This window comes from Paraoerskovia marina DSM 21750 (assembly GCF_000701465.1).
Taxonomy (GTDB): Bacteria; Actinomycetota; Actinomycetes; order Actinomycetales; family Cellulomonadaceae; genus Paraoerskovia; species Paraoerskovia marina.
Genome location: NZ_JNIY01000006.1, coordinates 124,767 through 144,927, shown reverse-complemented (window position 1 = coordinate 144,927; position 20,161 = coordinate 124,767). Strand labels below are relative to the sequence as shown.

Below are 20,161 nucleotides of genomic sequence, written 5' to 3'. Positions count from 1 at the left end.
GGCGTGCGAGGTATCCCTGGGCTCCGCCATCAGGCAGGATGTGCCCATGGACAGGCAGCAGGAGTTCGTCCTCAGGACGGTCGAGGAGCGCGACATTCGCTTCATCCGGCTGTGGTTCACCGACGTGCTCGGTGTCCTCAAGTCGGTCGCCGTGGCACCCGCGGAGCTCGAGTCCGCCTTCACGGAAGGGATCGGGTTCGACGGAAGCTCGATCCAGGGCTACACGCGCGTCGTCGAGTCGGACATGATCGCCAAACCCGACCCGACGACGTTCCAGATCTTGCCGTGGCGCGGCGAGACTCATGGGACCGCGCGGATGTTCTGCGACATCCTGACCCCGGACGGCGAGCACTCGCTCGCCGACACCCGCAACGTGCTCAAGCGCACCCTCGCCCGGGCGAGCGACATGGGCTTCACCTTCTACACGCACCCAGAGGTCGAGTTCTACCTCTTCGAGTCCTTGCGCACCGACGGGCCGCCCGTGCCCGTCGACCAGGCCGGCTACTTCGACCACGTCGCGCGCGGCAACGCCCACGACTTCCGACGCGCCGCGATCACGATGCTCGAGTCGATGGGCATCTCGGTCGAGTTCTCCCACCACGAGGCCGGGCCGGGCCAGAACGAGATCGACCTGCGCTACGCCGACGCGCTGACCACGGCGGACAACCTCATGACGTTCCGCTCGGTCGTGAAGGAGGTGGCGCTGGAGCAGGGCGTGTTCGCCTCCTTCATGCCCAAGCCGCTGTCCGACCAGCCCGGATCCGGGATGCACTCGCACCTCTCGCTCTTCGAGGGGGACCGCAACGCCTTCCACGAGCCCGGCGCCCAGTACGAGCTCTCCAAGACGGCGCGGCAGTTCATGGCCGGACTGCTGCACCACGCGGCAGAGATCACGGCCGTCACGAACCAGTACGTCAACTCGTACAAGCGGCTCTGGGGCGGCCAGGAGGCGCCGAGCTTCGTCTGCTGGGGCCACAACAACCGTTCGGCGCTCGCCCGCGTGCCGATGTACAAGCCCGGTAAGGGCGTCTCGTCGCGGATCGAGTTCCGCGCGGTCGACTCCGCCGCGAACCCGTACCTCGCCTACGCCGTGCTCCTCGCAGCAGGACTGGCGGGCATCGAGAACGAGTACGAGCTGCCCGAGCCCACCGAGGACGTGGTGTGGGACCTCACGGCCTCCGAGCGCAAGGCCCTCGGCATCAAGCCGCTCCCGCAGTCGCTCGCGGAAGCCATCGACATCATGGAGAGCTCCGAGCTCGTGGCCGAGACGCTTGGTGAGCACGTCTTCGACTACTTCCTGAAGAACAAGAAGCAGGAGTGGGCCGAGTACCGGGCTCAGGTCACGCAGTTCGAGCTGAAGCGATTCCTCCCGGTGCTGTGAGCCTCGGGAGCGGTTCGCGGTCCGGCGGCGGACGGTCCACGTCCGTCGTCGGGCAGCTCTCTCGACTCGGGTTCGGCGACGCCACGCGTGCGGCACGTCTCCTGGCGGACCCCGCGCTCGCTCCGTTCGTCGACGGGGCGCCGGCGAGCTTCTACGAGGCTCTCGGCTATGCGGCCGACCCGGATCTCGCCGTGCTCCAGATCCTGCGGCTCGCGGAGACGGTGGGCGGGCAGGACGCCGCCACGCTCCGTCGCCTGATCCATGCCGACGACGGCGAGTCGCGCCGGGGCCAGGACCGACTGATCGCCGTCCTCGGTGCGTCCGTGGCGCTCGGCGACGAGATCATCAGCAACCCCGAGCGCATCCAGATCCTCGCGGACCTGCTCCCCGGCATCGGAGTCCCCGAGGCCGACGTCCGCGCCGAGCTTCTCCACGCCGTCGGCGCGGACCCCGAGGCGGACGTCCCCGTCGCCTCGCTCGGGGGCGACGACGGCGCCGACGCGATGCGCCGGGCCTACCGCGCCCGGCTGCTGAGGATCGGAGCCAGCGACGTCACGGCGTCCGACCCGCTCGCCTGCCTGCCCGCGGTCGCCGCGGCGCTCGCAGACCTGGCGTCGGCCGCCCTCGAGGCCGCGCTCGCCGTCGCGCGCGCCGACGTCGAGGGGCACGAGGCCGTACGGATCGCCGTCCTCGGCATGGGCAAGACGGGCGGTCGCGAGCTGAACTACGTCTCCGACGTCGACGTGATCTACGTCGTCGAGCCCGCCGACGGGTTCGACGAGGACCGGGCGCTCACCGTCGGGACCCATCTCGCCACGCACCTGGCGCACGCCTGCGCCGGGACGACGTCGGAGCCGCCGCTGTGGCCCGTCGACGCCGCGCTGCGGCCCGAGGGCAAGCAGGGCCCGCTCGTCCGCACCCTGGCGAGCCACGTCGCGTACTACGAGCGGTGGGCGAAGACCTGGGAGTTCCAGGCGTTGCTGAAGGCCAGGCCGGTCGCGGGCGACCGTGCGCTGGGGACGGCCTACCGGGACGCCGTCGAGCCGTTCATCTGGCACGCGGTCACGCGCGAGAACTTCGTCGAGGACTGCCAGGCGATGCGTCGTCGGGTCGAGAACAACGTCCCGGCGGCCGAGGCGGAGCGACAGATCAAGCTCGGCAAGGGCGGACTGCGCGACGTCGAGTTCACGGTGCAGCTGCTTCAGCTCGTGCACGGCCGTGCTGACGTGTTCATCCGCAGCCGTCAGACCCTGACGGCGCTCGCGGACCTCTCCGCCGGCGGTTACGTCGGGAGAGAGCACGCGCGGCGTCTCGCCGAGTGCTACTCGTTCCTGCGCGCCGCCGAGCACCGGATCCAGATGTCCCGCATGCAGCGGACGCACCTGATGCCGACCCGCGTCGAGGACCAGCGGGCGCTCGCCCGGTCGCTCGGGATGCGCTCGGGCGGGGCCGAGGCGCTGATGGAGCGGTGGCGCGCGACCCGCCGCGAGGTGCGGGCCCTGCACGAGGAGATCTACTACCGCCCGCTGCTGCCCGCGATGGCCGAGCTCTCCGACGACGAGATGCGCCTCGCGCCCGAGGCCGTCAAGGCACGGTTCGCCGCCATCGGCTACCGCGACCCGGCCGGCGCCATGCGGCACGTCACGGCCCTGACCGACGGCCTGAGCAGGCGAGCGTCCATCCAGCGTCAGCTCCTCCCCGTCATGCTCGGGTGGTTCGCCACGGGGGCCGACCCGGACGCCGGGCTGCTCGCGTTCCGGACGCTCTCCGAGGAGCTCGGCGCCACGCCGTGGTACCTGAAGCTCCTGCGGGACTCCGGCACCGCGGCCGAGCGGCTCGCGCTGCTCCTCGCGAACTCCCGCTACGCCGCCGAGGCGTTCACCCGGACGCCGGAGGCCGTGCGCTGGCTCGCGGACGACGCCGAACTGCAGCCCCGGGGCGCCGAGAGGCTGTCGAACGAGACGGACGCCATCCTCAGACGCGCGGAGGACCCCGACCGGGCCATCACGCTCGTGCGGGCGGTGCGTCGGCGCGAGCTCGGCCGGACGGCCGCGGGCGAGCTGCTCGGTGTGCTCGACCCGGTGGCGGCCGCCCGGGCGATCTCCGACGCCGCAGACCCGGCCATCGCGGGTGCGCTGCGTGTCTCCGAGCATCTCGCCAAGGTCGAGCGGGGGTATGACCCGACGCACGACGGCCCCGCCCGCATGCTCGTCGTGGCCATGGGTCGTCTCGGGGGTCAGGAGATGGGCTACGGATCTGACGCCGACGTCCTGTTCGTCTACGAGCCCACCGACGGCACGGACGACCCTGCGGCCCAGAAGTACGCCACGAGCGTCGCGACGAGTCTGCAGAAGTTCCTCAGCTCGATGTCCCCGGAGCCCGCGCTCCCGGTCGACGCCGACCTGCGACCGGAGGGGCGCAACGGACCGCTCGCACGCTCGCTCGCGTCGTACGGGGAGTACTACGGCCGGTGGTCGAGCTCGTGGGAGAGCCAGGCACTGCTCCGAGCACGCATCGTCGCCGGTGACCTCGACGACCTCGGGCGCCGGTTCGTCGACCTGATCGACCCCCTGCGGTACCCGGGCGGCGGGGTCCCGGCCTCGACCGTCCGCGAGATCCGCCGCATCAAGGCCCGTGTCGAGGCCGAACGGCTGCCGCGCGGCGTCGAACCGGCGCGACACCTCAAGCTGGGCCGCGGGGGAGTCTCGGACGTCGAGTGGACCGTCCAGCTCCTGCAGCTGCAGCACGCGCACGACGTTCCGGCCATGCAGACCACCGGGACGATCGAGGCGCTCCGCGCTGCGACCGACGCCGGGCTCGTCGAGCGTGACGACGCCGAGATCCTCGCCGACGCCTGGCACCTCGCCTCCCGTCTGCGGAGCGCCGTCGTGCTGCTGACGGGGCGCACCGGGGGACGCAACGCCGACCTGCTGCCGCACGACCGTCAGTCACTGACAGGTCTCGCCCGGATCATCGACCTGGACGGCAGCGGGGCCGACCTCGAAGAGCTCTACCTGCGCACCACGCGGCGGGCCCGTGCCGTCGTCGAGCGGATGTTCTACGGCGACGAGGACTGATCGTCCTCGACCGAGCCCGTCGGCTCGGCGAGGTGCCCCTGAGACGACGACGGCGCCCCTACCTGCAGGTAGGGGCGCCGTCGTCGAACGACGTCGGTGCGGTCAGGCGACCGCGGTCCGATCAGATGTCGTAGTAGAGCTCGAACTCGTGCGGGTGCGGGCGCAGACGGATCGGGTCGATCTCGTTGGTCCGCTTGTAGTCGATCCACGTCGCGATGAGGTCCTCGGTGAAGACGCCACCCTGCGTGAGGAAGTCGTGGTCGGCCTCGAGGGAGTCGAGGGCCTCACCCAGCGAGGCGGGGACCTGCTGGATCGCGGCGTGCTCCTCCGGGGGCAGCTCGTAGAGGTCCTTGTCGACCGGCTCCGGCGGCTCGATGCGGTTCTTGATGCCGTCGATGCCCGCGAGAAGCTGGGCCGCGAACGCGAGGTACGGGTTCGCCGAGGGGTCCGGGACGCGGAACTCGACGCGCTTGGCCTTCGGGTTGTCACCGGTGATCGGGATGCGGATGCAGGCCGAGCGGTTACGGGCCGAGTAGACCAGGTTGACCGGAGCCTCGTAGCCCGGGACCAGGCGGTGGTAGGAGTTCACCGACGGGTTCGTGAACGCGAGCAGCGACGGAGCGTGCTTCAGCAGACCGCCGATGTACCAGCGAGCCATGTCGGAGAGCCCGCCGTAGCCCTTCTCGTCGTAGAACAGCGGCTCGCCGTCCTTCCAGAGCGACTGGTGGGAGTGCATGCCCGAGCCGTTGTCGCCGAAGATCGGCTTCGGCATGAAGGTCGCGGACTTGCCGGCCGCCCATGCCGAGTTCTTGATGACGTACTTGAACTTCATCAGGTCGTCGGCCGCCGCGGTCAGCGTGCTGAAACGGTAGTTGATCTCCTGCTGACCGGCGGTGCCCACCTCGTGGTGCGCGCGCTCGACCGAGAGCCCGACCTCCTCGAGCTGCGCGCACATCTCGTCACGCAGGTCGGCGAACTGGTCGTTGGGCGAGACGGGGAAGTAGCCACCCTTGTAGCGGGTCTTGTACCCGAGGTTGCCACCCTCCTCCTCACGGCCGGTGTTCCACGCCGCCTCGTTGGAGTCGATGTGGTAGAACGACTCGTTCGACGCGGTCTTGAAGCGCACGTCGTCGAAGAGGTAGAACTCCGCCTCCGGGGCGAAGAACGCCGTGTCGGCGATGCCGGTCGACTTGAGGTAGGCCTCGGCCTTCGCGGCGATGTTGCGCGGGTCGCGGGAGTAGGCCTCGTTGGTGAACGGGTCCACGATCGAGAAGTTCACGATCAGCGTCTTGCGCTTGCGGTACGGGTCGACGTAGGCCGACGTGACGTCCGGGATGAGCTTCATGTCGGACTCGTGGATGGCCTGGAAGCCACGGATCGACGAGCCGTCGAACATCATCCCGTCGGTGAAGGCCGACTCCTCGAACTGTGAGATCGGGATGTTGAAGTGCTGCATCACACCCGGCAGGTCGCAGAACCGAACGTCGACGAACTCGACGCCCTCGTTCTTCGTGAAGGCGATTGCCTCCTCGGCAGTCTTGAACATCCACATACTCCTTGATCGACGGTGCCAGCCGTGTGCCGGCCGACCTAAGCCATGGTGTGAACTTATGCGCAGGGAGTTTCCCCAGCGTGTACCAAATGTTTCAGGCACGTTACGAACCATGGGTTCGGGTGACATTGTCGTCGCACCGCAGGTCCCGGCGCAGGACCGCCCACGTCGCGGACCGCCTAGGCTTGGACCGTGGCATCACGTGAAGACTTTGGCTCCTGGCTCGAGGGCGTTCCGACCGGCGCGGGGGCGGCAGACCGGCTCGGCCTCCCGGAGAGCGGGCCCGGGTCCAGGGCGACGCTCGGCCCGCGTCTCGGCGCACTGGTCGTCGACTGGGCGGCGGCGACGCTCGTCGCCTACCTCCTCCTGGGGGTGGTCTCGCAGGGGCTCGGGTTCTGGGAGGGGCTCTCCGAGGTCTCGGCCTCCGCCCAGCTCGGAATCTTCGCGGTGACGACGTGGCTGCTCGTCGCCTCGATCGGGAGCACGATCGGACACCGGATCTTCGGACTGCGCGTGGTCAGGCTCGTCGACCGCCGGCGGCCCGTCGGTCTGGGGCGTTCCGCGATCCGGACGATTCTGCTCTGCCTGGTGATCCCCGCCGTCGTCTGGGACGCCGACGGCCGAGGTCTGCACGACAAGGCGGCGGGCACCGTGCTGGTCCGGACCCGCTGACGGGGAGTGCGGACGACCGCACGTGACAGAGGGCGCACGATGCCGGAGCATCGTGCGCCCTCTGTCACGTGGGAGCGGGCCGGGGTCAGCGGCCGCGCATCCCCTTGCGGTCGGGGCGGGCACGCATCGGGTCGATGCCCTTGGGGATCGGCGGGCGCGTGGCACCGAGGGCGTTGAGGCGCTTCATGACCTCGCCGACCTCGGCCTTGGTCAGCTTCGGACGGAGCTTCTGCACGGAACGCGCGATCTTGGGCAGGGGGATCTGGTCCTCCGCGTTGCCGCACTGGAGCACGGTGATCGGGACGTTGGGCAGCACGCGGGAGATCCGGCGTCGCTCCTTGTCCGCGAGCTTCGAGGCGCGCGACGGCGGCCCCTCCGTGACGAGGACGACGCCGGCCTTGCCGACGCCGCGGAAGACGGTGTCGCGCGTCCGCGGGTCGACCGCCACCGGCTCCTCGTCGAACGACCAGCCGCGGCGGATCGTGCCGAGCGCCGAGCGCGCGGCCCCGGGCTGGCCCTCGATCTGCTGGTACGCGGCACGTTCGGCACGTCGCGTCAGGATGAACATCGCGGCGAGGAGACCGAACGGCAGTCCGACGAGGGACATGTAGATCGGGTGGCCCCAGAGCAGCCCGATGACGAGCGCGACGACCATCACGCCGACGAACGCGGCGAGCATCATCCACGTCACCGTCGGGTCGCTGCGACGGGTCATCTTGTACGCGGCCCACACCTGGTGGTACCAGCGTTGCTTCTTGACCTTCTTCGGCTTCGGCTCGTCGGGCGCGCCGACGTCGTTCTTCTTGCGGGCCATGGGACGAGAGTCTACCGGGGTGCGAGGAGGGCAGAGGCCTCCTGGCGCGCGGTGGTCGGTTCTCCGAGGTGTGCCAGGGCGTCGGGGATCTTCTCCCCGCGCTTGGTCATCGCCTGGCCCCACAGGCGTCCGGCCCGGTAGGAGGATCGCACGAGCGGCCCTGCCATCACGCCGAGGAAGCCGATCTTCTCGGCCTCGTCGGAGAGCTCGACGAACTCCTCGGGGCGAACCCAGCGGTCCACCGGGTGGTGCCGCACCGACGGGCGCAGGTACTGCGTGATCGTGATCAGATCGCAGCCTGCGTCGTGCAGGTCGCGCAGGAACGACTTCGACTCCTCCATCGTCTCGCCCATGCCCATGATGAGGTTCGACTTGGTAACGAGCCCCGCGTCGCGCGCCGCGGTTAGCACCGAGAGTGAGCGCTCGTACCGGAACGCGGGTCGAACCTGCTTGAACAGGCGCGGGACGGTCTCGACGTTGTGCGCCAGGACCTCGGGGCGGGAGGCGTTGACCTCGTCGAGCAGCTCGGGGATCGCGTTGAAGTCGGGGATGAGGAGCTCGACGCCGGTGCCCGGGTTGAGCGCATGGATCTGCCGGACCGTCTCGGCGTAGAGCCACGCACCGCCGTCGGGAAGGTCGTCGCGTGCGACGCCCGTGATGGTCGAGTACTTCAGGCCCATCTGCTGGACGGACTCTGCGACGCGGCGGGGCTCGTCACGGTCGAACTCCGCGGGCTTGCCGGTGTCGATCTGGCAGAAGTCGCACCGTCGCGTGCACTGGTCACCGCCGATGAGGAACGTGGCCTCCCGGTCCTCCCAGCACTCGAAGATGTTGGGACAGCCCGCCTCCTCGCACACGGTGTGGAGCCCGCCGGACTTCACCAGGCTCTTGAGCTCGTTGTACTCCGGTCCCATCGTTGCCTTCGTCTTGATCCACGACGGCTTCTTCTCGATGGGGGTCTCGGCGTTGCGGGCCTCGACGCGCAGCATGCGCCGACCCTCGGGTGCGATGGTCACTCGGTGGCTCCAGGATGTGGACGGCGGGACGTTGCCACCCTAGGGCAGACGGGCGTCCGACGTTCACCGGGCGCCGGATGGCGGACGCCTCTGGGAGGCGACCCCGATGACGAGCAGCGCCGTGGCGCACAGCGCCGGGATCCAGAAGGCCGCGGTGGCTCCGGACGACTCCCCGGCGATGCCGCCGACGGCCGAGCCGGCGGCGACACCGACGACGTTCGCGCTGGCGAGCGACGTCATCGCGACGGCACCGCGGCCGACCGGCGCACGGTTGCTCCCGACGGTGAAGATCGTGACCATCACGGGCCCGACGAACAGCCCGAGAAGCAGCAGGGAGACGGACAGCCCGGCGATCCCGACGCCTGTGGCCAGGCCCGCGGTCGCCACCGCGAGCACGGACAGCCCGGCGGAGAACGCGATCCACCGGCCCCGCTGGCTCAGGCTGTCGGGCAGTGCGACGGTGGCGAGCGCGGTCACGGCCGAGCCGAGACCCATCACGGCGTAGACGAGGCCGGCGGCGTCGGGGGAGCCGGCCTCGCGGGTGAACGCCGTGACGGCGGCCTGAGTGCTGCCGAAGAACGCCCCCATGGCCATCATCCCCACGACGGGCACCGCCAGGGGAAGCAGCGCCCGCACTCCCGAGGACCCGGGATGCACGGCACCCGCGAGCCGGTGCGTCCGCGCCGCGTCCGCCGTCGGGTGGAGCGCGAACGCGAGGCCGAACACGAGGGTGACGGCGGCTGCCGTCAGCAGCGCGGCCGACGGCGACGCGGCCGCGGACAGGATGCCCACGAGCGCCGGGCCGAGGACGAACGACACCTCGTCCGCCGTGCTCTCGTAGCTCATCGCGGCGGCGAGCGCCCGGGGCTTCCCGCGGGCCATCCCCATCCAGCGTCCGCGTGCGAGCGGGCCGATCTGCGGTGCGAGGGCGCCCGCGAGGGCGGCGGCGACGAGGGCCGTGGAGATCTCGCCCCGCGACACCGTCACGACGAGCGCCACGAGGGCCAGCGTCTGCGCGGGGACCGAGACGAGGAGGACGACCCGCTGGCCGAACCGGTCAGCGAGCGCGCCCTGCGTGGGACCGCCGACCGCGGTGCCGAGGGCGCTCGCGGCCGACGCGATGCCGCCGGTCGCGATCGACCCGGTCGCGTCCGTGACGAGCAGCATGACGCCGATGGCGATCATGGAGAAGGGGAGCCGCGCGACGAACGCGATGGGGAGGAAGGCACGTCCGGCGAGGGCGGGCAGCTCGGCGTAGGCCGCGCGCATCGTGGTGTTGTCGGCGTGCGTGGGGGCGGGGGTCCGCGTCATGAGGGGTCCTGAGGATTCACTGAAGAGCGTGTCGACCCTCCCGATCTCCGACACGCACGTGACCCTAGGCCTTCAGGATACCGCCTCGCGCACCACCGGTAGGTGCTCCCGCAGCGCCGCCTCCAGGTGAGGCCGCACGTCGGTCGTCTCGATCCGCCGCCCGACCTCGGCGCTCAGCGACGTGACGTCCGCGTCGGAGATGCCGCAGGGGACGATGGCCGAGAACTCGCCGAGGTCGGGGGAGCAGTTGAGGGCGAGTCCGTGCATCGTCACGCCGCGTGCGACGCGTACGCCGACGGCACACACCTTCCGTGCGCGGCGGATCCCGTCGGCCGCGCACCAGACCCCGCTGCGTCCCTCGACCCGGATCGTCTCGACGCCGTAGCCCGCGCAGACCGACGCGACGGCGTCCTCGAGGGCGCGGACGTAGGCGACGACGTCGACAGGTTCGGGGAGGGGGACGATCGGGTACGCGACGAGCTGACCGGGCCCGTGCCAGGTGATCTTGCCCCCGCGGTCGACGTCGACGACGGGTGTCCCGTCCGTGGGTCGCTCCGCCCTGTGGGTCCGCCGGCCGGCGGTGTAGACGGCCGCGTGCTCGACGAGCAGGACGGTGGCGGGTGACGTGCGGGCGACGACGGCCTCGTGCACCTCGCGCTGGAGCGCCCACGCCTCGTGGTAGTCGACGAGGCGTGTTCCGAGGTCGAGATCGCGAAACTCCACGAGCCGAGGCTAGCGCTCCTCGCCGTCCTCGTCGCGGGTGTCCACCGTCGCCATCTGGATCAGGAGACCCCTCAGCGCGGCGATCTGCTCGGTGTCGAGGCCGCGGGACGAGATCCGGTCGCTCGCCCGGGGTTCCGCGGCGGCGAACGCGGCGGTCCTGCCGGCCGGGGTGATCGTGACGACCCGGCGTCGATGGTCGGCCGGGTCGAGCTCGCGGGTGACGTGCCCGTGCCGGTCCAGGCGATCGACGATCCTGCTCATGGTCTGCTCGGTGACGCCGTTGCGTTCAGCGAGCTCGCGCTGGGACATCGTGCCCCGCAACAGGTGCATGAGCACGGGGAAGCTGGCGTGGTTGAGGCTCCAGCCCGCGAGGTGGGCGTTCCACTCGCGCTCGACGCGGCGGGTCACGTGTGAGAGGAGCCTGCCTGTCGGCCAGGTCTCCATGGGGCCGTTGCCCGTCGTCCCTGAGTCCATCGTGTCGCGCCCCGCGGTTGCGGTGGGCACCTCCCTTCCTCCAAGATACTAAGCATGCTGAGCGAATCCCGCCGGGGGATATTCCGTGGTCTGATCATTCTCGCAGTTCTGGGGGCGTGGCTCGCCGTCGGGGCGGTGGGTGGACAGGCCCAGGGGAAGCTGGGATCCGTCCAGACGAACGACGCCTCCGCGTTCCTCCCGGAGTCCGCCGAGTCCACGCAGGCTGCCGACGAGGCGTCCGCGTTCGTCGACTCCGACTCGCTGCCCGCGCTCGTCGCGGTCGAGGCCCAGGACGGTGGAACGCTCGACGAGAGCCAGATCGGCGCGGTGCAGGCCTGGACCGCGGCGATCGCCGACCTTCCCCTCGAGGGGGCGCTCGACGACGAGCCCTCGACCGTCGGCGACGTGCTGACGACGGACTCCGTCGCCTTCCCCTCGGAGGACGGCGAGGCCATGCTGGCGATCGTGTCGATCGACGCAGCCCAGGCGGACACGTCGATCGGCGAGGACGAGACCTCGATCACGGACGCCGTCGTCGCGGCCCTGCGGGACGCCCAGCCCGAGCTGTCCGACGCCGGACTCGACTCGTGGGTCACCGGTCCGGCCGGGTTCGTGGCCGACCTCGTGACCGCGTTCGGCGGGATCGACACGGTGCTGCTCCTGGTCGCGCTCATCGCGGTCCTCGTGATCCTGGCCGTCGTCTACCGGTCACCGATCCTGCCGTTCATGGTGATCCTCACCGCCGTCCTCGCCCTCAGCCTCGCCGGACTCGTCGTCTACCAGCTGGCCGCGAACGACGTGCTCGTCCTGAACGGACAGTCCCAGGGAATCCTCTCGATCCTCGTCGTCGGCGCCGCCGTCGACTACTCGCTGCTCGTCGTGGCGAGATATCGCGAGGAGCTGGTGCACACCCGGTCCACCTTCGACGCGCTTCGTCAGGCCGTCCGGGCCTCGATCGAGCCGATCGCCGCCAGCGCCGGCACCGTGATCGCCGGTCTGCTCTGCCTGCTCTTCTCGGACCTCGCGTCCAACCGCTCGCTCGGCCCGGTGGCGGCCATCGGGATCGCCGCAGCGTTCATCGCAGCGCTCACCTTCCTGCCCGCCCTCCTGGTGATCGGTGGGCAGAAGTCCCGTGGCATCTTCTGGCCGAGCAAACCGAAGTACGTCGGACCGGCAGAGCCCGACGAGGATGTCAGCGGCGACGAGAACACCGTCTCCGTCGAGGGGCACGGTGTCTGGTCCCGCGTCGCCACGTTCGTCGGCCGGCACGCCCGCCCCGTGTGGATCACGACCGCCGCCGTCCTCGTGGGCCTGTCCGCGTTCATCCCGATGCTGGATGCGACCGGCACGGGCGACGACGAGGTCTTCCTGACCCAGGTCGACTCCGTCGACGGTCAGGACGTCATCGAGGACCACTTCGACAGCGTCTCCGCGCAGCCCGCCACCGTCATCGCACCCGCCGACGACCTGGACGCGGTGGTCGCCGCCGCCGAGGAGACCGACGGCGTCGAGAGCGCCGTGCCCGTGACGGACGCCGAGAGCACCGCCCCGGGCCAGGCGGACGAGGGCGAGGTCGTCGTCGTCGACGACCGTGTCCGCATCGACGTGACGACCACGGCATCCTCGGACTCGCAGGAGGCGGTCGAGACCGTCGAGGTGCTGCGGGAGAACGTCCACGCGGTCTCGGACGACGTCCTCGTCGGCGGCGCGGCCGCCGAGCGGCTCGACACGCAGATCGCCGGGCAGCGGGACCTCACGGTCATCGTCCCGATCGTCCTCCTCGTGGTTCTGGGCATCCTCATGCTCCTGCTGCGCTCGGTTCTTGCCGCGGTCCTCCTGATCGCGGCCAACGTCCTCTCGTTCGGGGCGGCGCTCGGGTTCTCGGCCGTCATCTTCGACAAGGTCTTCGAGTTCCCGGGGGCTGACCCCTCCGTGCCGCTCTTCGCGTTCTGCTTCCTGGTCGCGCTCGGTGTCGACTACTCGATCTTCCTCATGACCCGGGTGCGGGAGGAGTCGATCAAGATCGGGACGAGGGCGGGGGTGCTGCGGGCGCTCGCGGTCACGGGTTCCGTGATCACGTCGGCGGGCGTGGTGCTCGCCGCGACGTTCGCCGCTCTCGGAGTCATCCCGCTGCTCTTCCTCGCCCAGCTGGCGTTCATCGTGTCGTTCGGCGTCCTGCTCGACACGCTCGTGGTCCGATCCCTGCTCGTGCCCGCCCTGGTGCACGACATCGGTGACCGGACGTGGTGGCCCTCGAAGTTGTCGCGACCGACCAAGTAGCAGGGAGTCGTCGTACCGCCGCGGTTCGCGTCAGCCGCGGCGGTGCGATGGGATGAGGGCATGAGCACACGAGTCGCCGTCATCGGCTACGGAGGATCAGGGCGAGGTATCCACGCGCGACTGGTCCGGGAGGCGGGCCTGCAGGTGACCGCCGTCGTCGCGAGGTCCGCGAAGCGTCGCGAGGAGGCGTCGACGGACTGGCCCGGAGTCGACCTGTACGACGACGTCGCGGGCCTGCTGCTCGACACGTCCGGCTACGACGTGGTCGTCGTGGCGAGCCCGACCCAGCTCCACGTCGAGCACGCGCTCGCCGTGAGCGCCGCGCGGGTCCCGTTCGTCCTCGACAAGCCGATCGCGCTCGACGGCGACGGGGCGCGGGCAGTGGTCGCCGCGGCGTACGACGCCGGTACACCCTTCACGATCTTCCAGAACCGGCGCTGGGACGACGAGCAACGCACCCTGCGGTCGCTGCTGGACGCGGGGGAGCTGGGCGACGTCCACACCTTCGAGCGTCGCTGGGAGCGGTGGCGCCCGGTTCCGCGCGACCGCTGGAAGGAGAACGACGCGCTCGGCGGAGGGCTGCTTCTCGACCTCGGGCCGCACCTCGTCGACTCCGCCACGCAGGTCCTCGGTCCGGTGACCTCGGTGTACGCCGAGCTGCGTGCGCACACCACGCCGACGGAGGACGACGTCTTCCTGATCCTGCACCACGAGCGGCCCGACGGCGGCACACAGGCGGTCAGCAGGCTCTGGGCCGGCTCGTTCTGCGCGGCGCCCGGCCCTCGGACCCGCGTGCTGGGATCGCGCGCCGCGTACGTCGTGACGACCTTCGAGAACGACGCGTCGGTCTTCGAGGTGCTGGACCAGGACTCACCCGAGGGTGCGGAAGGGTGGCTCGTCCGGGGGAGCGAGCGTGAGCCCGTCACCCGCGCGCCCGGGGGTCACGCCGACTTCTACCGGGCGGTCGACGCCTGGCTGGCAGGGAGGGCCCCGGTCCCGGTCGACCCCGACGACGCCGTGCGCATCGCCGACGTCCTGGACGCCGCGCGGGTCTCGGCAAGGGAGGGCCGCCGCGTCGCGGTGTAGCCGTGCCTGTGGACAACGCCCTGGCGGGGTGCGCCGTGCGGTGAGATGGGACCATGCGTGCCCCCGCCACCCGGCTTGCCCGACTCCGCCACCGCCCGCCCTCCGCTGCGGAGGAGGATGCCTTCGTCCCACCGGAGATCCCCGCGCTCGCCGAGGTACGTGGATGGACGTTCCACGGCAGTGCCGGTGACTCGGAGGGATGGCGCCTGCGCGACGGTGCGGGCGCCAGGATGCTGGCTCGGGCCGTCCCGGACGCCGCCGCGTCCCGGCTCGCAGTGCTCGTCCGGCTGCGGGACGTCCACGTCGAGCCCGTGCTCGAGATCGTCGAGAGCCCGCCCGTGGCACTCGTGCCGGACTCCGAGGACATCACGCTTGCCGAGCTGACCCTCCTGCGCGGTCAGCTCGACCCGGGCGAGATGGCGAGCCTCGGAGCCTCGGTGGGCGCCGGCCTTGCCGCGATCCATGCCGCGCACCTGACGTACGGACCGCTCACCGCGTCGGACATCCTCGTCTCGCCCGACGGGTGTGCACGGCTCGCCGTACGGCTCGACGCCGCCGACGAACGGAACCCGGCCGACGACGTCGCCGACGCGGCCCGGGTCGTCGCCCGGTCGGGAGCGGCCGGGTCAGGCCTCGCGGGCGTCCTCGCCGACGCCCAGGACCCGGTGCCGTGGTCGCGGCCCGATGCCGTCGCCTTTGCCGGTCGTTGTCAGGACACCGCCGACCGGTGCCCGTTGCGGGTTCCCGACGGGGCGGAGATCGCGGGAGCGTTGAGCGCCCGGGCACTCGGTGCCGATCCGGCGCGTGGACCGTTGCCCCGGCGACGAGAGCTCAGAACGGTGCGTCGCGAACCACGGGCACGCCGTCGGTCGCTGCTTGTGCTCCCGGTGCTCGCGGCGATCGCGGTCGGCGCCGTCTCGCTGGTGGGGTCGGAGACCTTCGTGCGCGCGGGCGCGGGGGACGCCGAGACGGCGGATCCCGTGCCGGACACGGCGTCTTCGGGTGTCGAGGACGGACCCGGCACGCGCCCGGTCGACCACGCCGCGTCGATCGAGCAGATCGCGGGCGAGCTGACGGTCGCGCGTCTCGAGGCCCTCGGGGGTCACGGCGACATCGCCGACGTCACCGTCGCAGGCTCCCCGGCCGCGGTCGAGGACAGTGCGTTCGTCGAGCAGCTGACGGCACAGGACGTCGAGTTCGTCGGCCTGACCGGCGTCGTCCAGGATGCAGTGCTCGAGAACCCCGAGGTGCACGACCCGGCCGGAGAGGCGTTCGACGCCGATGCCGACGCCCGTGTCCGGGTGACCTACGTGGTCGAGGCGCACGAGCAGCGGACCGGATCCGGGACGACGGCGGTAGAGCCTCAGGAGCAGACGGACGTCCTCGTCCTGCAGAGGGTGGGGACGACCTGGCTCGTCCGCGACGTCGAGTGACCGGACGTCGCCCTGGACCGGGGTGACGGCCGTCAGCGACCGACGGCCCACCTCGCCCCGTCCTCGATCGTGCGGTGGCGGAAGACGAACCCGTCGTCCTCGAGAGCAGCCGGCACGACCCGTTGCGAGTCGACCAGCGTCGTCCCGAACTCGCCCAGCGCCACGCGGAGAGCGATCTCGGGCACCGGGATGGCAGCAGGTCTGTGCACCTGGTCCGCGATCGCGCGCGTGAGCTCGAGGTTCGTCACCGGGACGGGGGCACTCAGGTTCACCGGACCGGAGACGTCGGACGACACGAGATGGCTGATCGCTGCCACCTCGTCCGCGAGGGTGATCCACGGCCAGTACTGGTCCCCGCGCCCGAGCGGCCCGCCCAGCCCGGTGCGCAGGACGGGCACCAGTCGCGCGAGCGCACCGCCCTGGCGCGACAGCACGACGCCGGTGCGCAGGTGCGCGACGCCGATCCCCGCCTCGCGGGCCGGGTCGGCCGCGGCCTCCCAGCGGGTGCAGACGCCCGCGAGGAAGCCGCGTCCGGGGCCGGCGGACTCGGTCAGGACGAGTGATCCACGGTCCCCGTAGTACCCGACCGCCGACGCCTGCAGGAACCGGCGCGGTGGGACGTCCATCGACGCCATCGTCGAGGCGAGCAACGACGTCGGACCCACGCGGGACTCGAGGATCGTGCGCTTGTAGGCGGCCGTCCACGTCTTGTCGCCGACACCCGCACCGCCGAGGTTCACGACGGCGTCGGCCCCGCGGAGGACTCCGACGTCCAGATGCCCGCGTGCCGGGTCCCAGGGCACCTCGTCCCTGCCGCCCGCGCTCCCGCGCACCAGCCGCCGTACCTGGTGGCCCTGTGCACGCAGAAGGTCGACCAGGGCAGTTCCGATCAAGCCGCGTGAGCCGGCGATGACGATGTCCATGGGGACACGGTAGGTCGTTTCCACCACCCACGCCGTCAGAAGCACGAGACGGGCCCCACCCGAAGGTGGGACCCGTCGTCGTCGTGCGAAGGAGCGTCGGTCAGAGGCCGACCTCGGCCTCGAACGCACCCTCCTCGATGCGGTTCTTCACCGTCGCGAGGAAGCGCGCTGCATCGGCCCCGTCGACCAGGCGGTGGTCGTAGGAGAGGAAGATGTAGCACATCGACCGGACGGCGATGCTCTCGTTGCCCTCGTCGTCGGTGACGACCACAGGACGCTTGACGATAGTGCCGGTACCCAGGATCGCGACCTGACCACCGGGGACGATCGGCGTGTCGATCAGGGCACCGCCGGAGCCGGTGTTCGTGATCGTGAACGTGGCGCCGCCGAGCTCGTCCGGAGCGACCTTGTTCTCGCGCGTACGACCGCCGAGGTCGGCGATCTTGCGCGCGATGCCCGCCAGGTTCAGGTCGCCCGCGTCGCGGATGACCGGGACCAGGAGGCCCCGCGGCGTGTCGACCGCGATGCCGATGTTCTCCTGGCCGTGATAGACGATCTGGTCGTCCTCGATGCTCGCGTTGATGTTCGGGTGAGCCTTGAGCGCCTCTGCCGCGGCCAGCGTGAAGAACGGCAGGAACGTCAGGTTCGCGCCCTCACGAGCCTTGAAGGACGACTTCGCCTTCGCACGGAGCTTGGCGACCCGCGTGACGTCGACCTCGACCACCGTGGTGAGCTGAGCCTGCGTCTGCAGCGCCTCGACCATGCGGCTCGCGACGATCTTGCGCAGGCGCGACATCTTCTCGGTGGTCCCGCGCAGCGGGGAGACCTCGGGCACCGTGGTCGGCGCCTTCGGCGCAGAGCCCGTGGACGCCGCGGCCGGGGCGGCAGCAGCCTCCTCGGCCTTGCGCGCAGCCTCGAGCACGTCCTCCTTGCGGATACGGCCACCGACGCCGGTGCCCGTGACGGACTCGACGTCCACACCCTTCTGCGCCGCGAGCTTGCGGACGAGCGGCGTCAGGTACGACCCGCCGCTCCGGCCGCCCGAAGGCTTCTCGCTCGTCGGCTCCGGCTTCTTCTCCGGTGCCGGCGCGCTCTCCGCCTTCGGGGCAGGTGCCTTCTCGGGCTCCGGCTCCGGCGACTTCTCCGGCTCCGGCGCCTTCTCGGGCTCGGGCTCCGGCGCCTTCTCCGGCTCAGCAGCAGGTGCTGCCCCGGAGCCGACGACCGCGAGGACCGCACCGACCTCGACGGTCTCGTCCTCCTCGACCAGGATCTTCTGGACGGTGCCCGCGATGGGCGACGGCACCTCGGTGTCGACCTTGTCGGTCGAGACCTCGAGCAACGGCTCATCGACCTCGACGGTGTCGCCGACGGACTTGAGCCAGCGGGTCACGGTCCCCTCGGTGACGCTCTCGCCGAGGGCGGGGAGCGTGATCTCCTCGCCGTCGCCGGAGGACCCGCCAGAGGACTCTGCGGCGGGCGCGGCGTCCTCCTTGGCCGGCTCGTCGTCCTTCTCCGGAGCCTTCTCGGCCTCGGGAGCGGGCTCCTCGGTCTGGGGCGCCTCCTCGGCGGGCTCGTCGGCCGGGGCCTCCTCCTCCGAGTCGGACCCGGACCCGTCGCCGATCACGGCGAGGTCGGCGCCGACCTCGACGGTCTCGTCCTCCTCGACCAGGATCTTGGTGAGGGTTCCGGCGACCGGTGAGGGGATCTCGGTGTCGACCTTGTCGGTCGAGACCTCGAGCAACGGCTCGTCGACCTCGACGGAGTCGCCTACGGACTTGAGCCAGCGGGTGACAGTGCCCTCGGTAACACTCTCGCCGAGAGCCGGCATCTGCACGGTGTCAGACATGACCTCTGAGGTCTCCTTCTATCGTCGGATCAGTTGTGGGCGTGCAGGGGCTTGCCAGCCAATGCCAGGTGGGCCTCGCCCATCGCCTCGTTCTGCGTGGGGTGGGCGTGCACCAGAGCAGCGACCTCGTCCGGGTGCGCCTCCCAGTTCACGATGAGTTGACCCTCGCCGATCTGCTCGCCCACGCGCGAGCCGACCAGATGGACACCCACGACAGGACCGTCCTTTGCTCGGATCAACTTGACGTGACCCTGGGTTCCCAGGATCTTGCTCCTGCCGTTTCCGGCCAGGTTGTACTCCATCGTATCGACACCCTCGGCCCCGTACCGCGCGCGGGCCTGTGTCTCGGTCAGTCCGACGGAGGCGACCTCCGGCTCGCTGTAGGTGACGCGGGGGATTCCTGCGTCGTCGAGCGGTGTCGGTGCGAGTCCTGCCAGGTGCTCGGCGAGGAAGATGCCCTGCGCGAACCCGCGGTGGGCGAGCTGCGGACCACGGACGGCGTCACCGGCCGCGTAGAGCGGCCCGACCCCCGTGGAGAGGGTGTCGTCGACGACGACGAAGCCGTCGTCGAGCCGCGCCCCGACCTCCGACAGACCGAGGTCGCCCGTGGCGGGCGCCCGGCCGACGGCGACGAGAAGGACGTCGGCGTCCAGCGTCGTCCCGTCCTCGAGCGTGACGCGCGCCGCCGTGTCGTCCTGCGTGACGCCCGCGACCCGGGTGCCGAGGCGAAGGTCGATCCCGCGACGTCGGAACGCACGCTCGAGCGCCTTGCTCGACGAGACGTCCTCGGTGGGCACCAGGTGGTCGAGCGCCTCGACGATCGTCACCGACGCGCCGAAGGACCGCCACGCGCTGGCGAACTCGACACCGATCACGCCGCCACCCAGCACGACGACGGAGGAGGGGACCTCCTGGAGGCGGAGGGCCTCGTCCGAGGTGACGACACGGCCGCGGATCTCGACGCCCGGGATCGTGCGGGACCGGGCACCCGGTGCGGCGAGGACCGCGCGGCCCCGGTAGGCGACGCCGTCCACCTCGACGGTGTCCGGCGCGGTGAGCGTGCCCCAGCCCTCGACGAGCGTGACCTTGCGGGAGGCGACGAGGCCCTGCAGGCCTCGGTACAACCCGTCGACGGTCTTGTCCTTGTACGCGTGCACCGCGGCCATGTCGACGCCGTCGAGCGTGGCGCGGACCCCCACCGTGGCTGCGTCACGAGCCGAGTCGGCGACCTCGGCGGCGTGCAGCAGAGCCTTGGTCGGGATGCACCCGCGGTGCAGGCAGGTTCCGCCGAGCTCGCGCGCCTCGATCAGCGCGACCGAGGATCCCAGCTGTGCGGCACGGAGCGCGGCGGCGTACCCCGCGCTCCCGCCGCCGAGCACGACGAGGTCGAACTCGGTGTCGCTCTCGGCCACCTCAGGCTCCTTCATGACGTCGCGGGACCGCTCGGGCCTCGTCCATCTTGGCACTACCGTGCGGCACTGCCCAACCGGGGCGGTGCGGGCGTCTTGTGACGCTCAAGACACCGGTGTGCCGGCCGCGCACGCGCGACCCGCCGTCGTCGGCATATCCTGCC

General features: G+C 71.1%; 15 protein-coding genes. 6 read left to right on the top strand and 9 right to left on the bottom strand.

Features of this window, described 5'->3' with window-relative positions; translation table 11 throughout:
- The first annotated feature begins 46 nt into the window (after positions 1–46).
- Together Q343_RS0110970 and Q343_RS0110965 are read left to right on the top strand one after the other, a co-directional pair.
- Positions 47–1,381: a glutamine synthetase family protein gene (locus Q343_RS0110970; RefSeq protein WP_029253626.1), complete on the top strand. Its 1,335-nt coding sequence runs from the start codon at positions 47–49 to the stop codon at positions 1,379–1,381.
- Complete coding sequence (locus tag Q343_RS0110965) at positions 1,378–4,458, top strand: bifunctional [glutamine synthetase] adenylyltransferase/[glutamine synthetase]-adenylyl-L-tyrosine phosphorylase (RefSeq protein ID WP_029253625.1); 3,081 nt, start codon at positions 1,378–1,380, stop codon at positions 4,456–4,458. Before Q343_RS0110970 ends, Q343_RS0110965 begins: the two co-directional genes overlap by 4 nt.
- A gap of 121 nt (positions 4,459–4,579) precedes the next feature.
- On the opposite strand, the gene glnA is transcribed toward Q343_RS0110965, so the two are convergent.
- On the bottom strand, positions 4,580–6,004 hold the full coding sequence (gene glnA, locus Q343_RS0110960) for a type I glutamate--ammonia ligase (protein ID WP_029253624.1): 1,425 nt from the start codon (positions 6,002–6,004) through the stop codon (positions 4,580–4,582).
- Positions 6,005–6,202: 198 nt separating this feature from the next.
- On the opposite strand from glnA, the gene Q343_RS0110955 reads away from it, so the two are divergent.
- Complete coding sequence (locus tag Q343_RS0110955) at positions 6,203–6,682, top strand: RDD family protein (RefSeq protein ID WP_029253623.1); 480 nt, start codon at positions 6,203–6,205, stop codon at positions 6,680–6,682.
- An 85-nt stretch (positions 6,683–6,767) separates the two neighbouring features.
- Here Q343_RS0110955 and Q343_RS0110950 read toward each other — a convergent pair whose 3' ends face one another.
- The 5 genes from Q343_RS0110950 to Q343_RS14100 all read right to left on the bottom strand — a co-directional run bounded on the left by Q343_RS0110950 (position 6,768) and on the right by Q343_RS14100 (position 11,050).
- Positions 6,768–7,496, bottom strand: a complete 729-nt coding sequence (locus Q343_RS0110950) for a DUF4191 domain-containing protein (protein ID WP_029253622.1) — start codon at positions 7,494–7,496, stop codon at positions 6,768–6,770.
- Positions 7,497–7,507: 11 nt separating this feature from the next.
- Positions 7,508–8,512 (bottom strand): lipoyl synthase, encoded by a 1,005-nt coding sequence (gene lipA, locus Q343_RS0110945; RefSeq protein ID WP_029253621.1) that lies wholly within the window; start codon positions 8,510–8,512, stop codon positions 7,508–7,510.
- Between the two features lie 63 nt (positions 8,513–8,575).
- Positions 8,576–9,823 carry an MFS transporter gene (locus Q343_RS0110940; protein WP_029253620.1) on the bottom strand — a complete coding sequence of 416 codons (1,248 nt, stop codon included), beginning with the start codon at positions 9,821–9,823 and terminating at the stop codon, positions 8,576–8,578.
- Positions 9,824–9,895: 72 nt separating this feature from the next.
- Entirely contained in the window at positions 9,896–10,546 is a 651-nt protein-coding gene (lipB, locus tag Q343_RS0110935) for a lipoyl(octanoyl) transferase LipB (RefSeq protein ID WP_029253619.1), read from the bottom strand.
- A 9-nt stretch (positions 10,547–10,555) separates the two neighbouring features.
- On the bottom strand, positions 10,556–11,050 hold the full coding sequence (locus Q343_RS14100) for a MarR family winged helix-turn-helix transcriptional regulator (protein ID WP_231959142.1): 495 nt from the start codon (positions 11,048–11,050) through the stop codon (positions 10,556–10,558).
- Positions 11,051–11,074: 24 nt separating this feature from the next.
- Between Q343_RS14100 and Q343_RS0110925 the strand changes: the two genes are divergently transcribed.
- The 3 genes from Q343_RS0110925 to Q343_RS0110915 are packed head-to-tail and all read left to right on the top strand — an operon-like array spanning position 11,075 to position 15,819.
- The gene (locus tag Q343_RS0110925) at positions 11,075–13,300 is read left to right on the top strand and encodes an MMPL family transporter (RefSeq protein ID WP_043110004.1); all 2,226 of its coding nucleotides are present in this window, start codon (positions 11,075–11,077) and stop codon (positions 13,298–13,300) included.
- Positions 13,301–13,360: 60 nt separating this feature from the next.
- Positions 13,361–14,386: a Gfo/Idh/MocA family protein gene (locus tag Q343_RS0110920; RefSeq protein WP_029253616.1), complete on the top strand. Its 1,026-nt coding sequence runs from the start codon at positions 13,361–13,363 to the stop codon at positions 14,384–14,386.
- 53 nt (positions 14,387–14,439) lie between these two features.
- Positions 14,440–15,819: a hypothetical protein gene (locus Q343_RS0110915; RefSeq protein WP_029253615.1), complete on the top strand. Its 1,380-nt coding sequence runs from the start codon at positions 14,440–14,442 to the stop codon at positions 15,817–15,819.
- Between the two features lie 32 nt (positions 15,820–15,851).
- Here Q343_RS0110915 and Q343_RS0110910 read toward each other — a convergent pair whose 3' ends face one another.
- From Q343_RS0110910 to lpdA, 3 genes are all read right to left on the bottom strand, one after another.
- Complete coding sequence (locus Q343_RS0110910) at positions 15,852–16,742, bottom strand: TIGR01777 family oxidoreductase (protein ID WP_029253614.1); 891 nt, start codon at positions 16,740–16,742, stop codon at positions 15,852–15,854.
- 100 nt (positions 16,743–16,842) lie between these two features.
- Entirely contained in the window at positions 16,843–18,588 is a 1,746-nt protein-coding gene (sucB, locus tag Q343_RS0110905; RefSeq protein WP_029253613.1) for a 2-oxoglutarate dehydrogenase, E2 component, dihydrolipoamide succinyltransferase, read from the bottom strand.
- Positions 18,589–18,617: 29 nt separating this feature from the next.
- The gene (gene lpdA, locus Q343_RS0110900) at positions 18,618–20,000 is read right to left on the bottom strand and encodes a dihydrolipoyl dehydrogenase (protein WP_029253612.1); all 1,383 of its coding nucleotides are present in this window, start codon (positions 19,998–20,000) and stop codon (positions 18,618–18,620) included.
- Positions 20,001–20,161 lie beyond the last annotated feature (161 nt).

Excerpts from the sequence above, each read along its gene's own strand:
- Q343_RS0110970 (WP_029253626.1), top strand. The coding sequence starts at position 47 with ATGGACAGGCAGCAGGAGTTCGTCCTCAGGACGGTCGAGGAGCGCGAC.
- glnA (WP_029253624.1), bottom strand. The coding sequence starts at position 6,004 with ATGTTCAAGACTGCCGAGGAGGCAATCGCCTTCACGAAGAACGAGGGC.
- Q343_RS0110950 (WP_029253622.1), bottom strand. The coding sequence starts at position 7,496 with ATGGCCCGCAAGAAGAACGACGTCGGCGCGCCCGACGAGCCGAAGCCG.
- Q343_RS0110940 (WP_029253620.1), bottom strand. The coding sequence starts at position 9,823 with ATGACGCGGACCCCCGCCCCCACGCACGCCGACAACACCACGATGCGC.
- Q343_RS0110925 (WP_043110004.1), top strand. The coding sequence starts at position 11,075 with ATGCTGAGCGAATCCCGCCGGGGGATATTCCGTGGTCTGATCATTCTC.
- Q343_RS0110920 (WP_029253616.1), top strand. The coding sequence starts at position 13,361 with ATGAGCACACGAGTCGCCGTCATCGGCTACGGAGGATCAGGGCGAGGT.
- Q343_RS0110915 (WP_029253615.1), top strand. The coding sequence starts at position 14,440 with ATGCGTGCCCCCGCCACCCGGCTTGCCCGACTCCGCCACCGCCCGCCC.
- Q343_RS0110910 (WP_029253614.1), bottom strand. The coding sequence starts at position 16,742 with ATGGACATCGTCATCGCCGGCTCACGCGGCTTGATCGGAACTGCCCTG.
- sucB (WP_029253613.1), bottom strand. The coding sequence starts at position 18,588 with ATGTCTGACACCGTGCAGATGCCGGCTCTCGGCGAGAGTGTTACCGAG.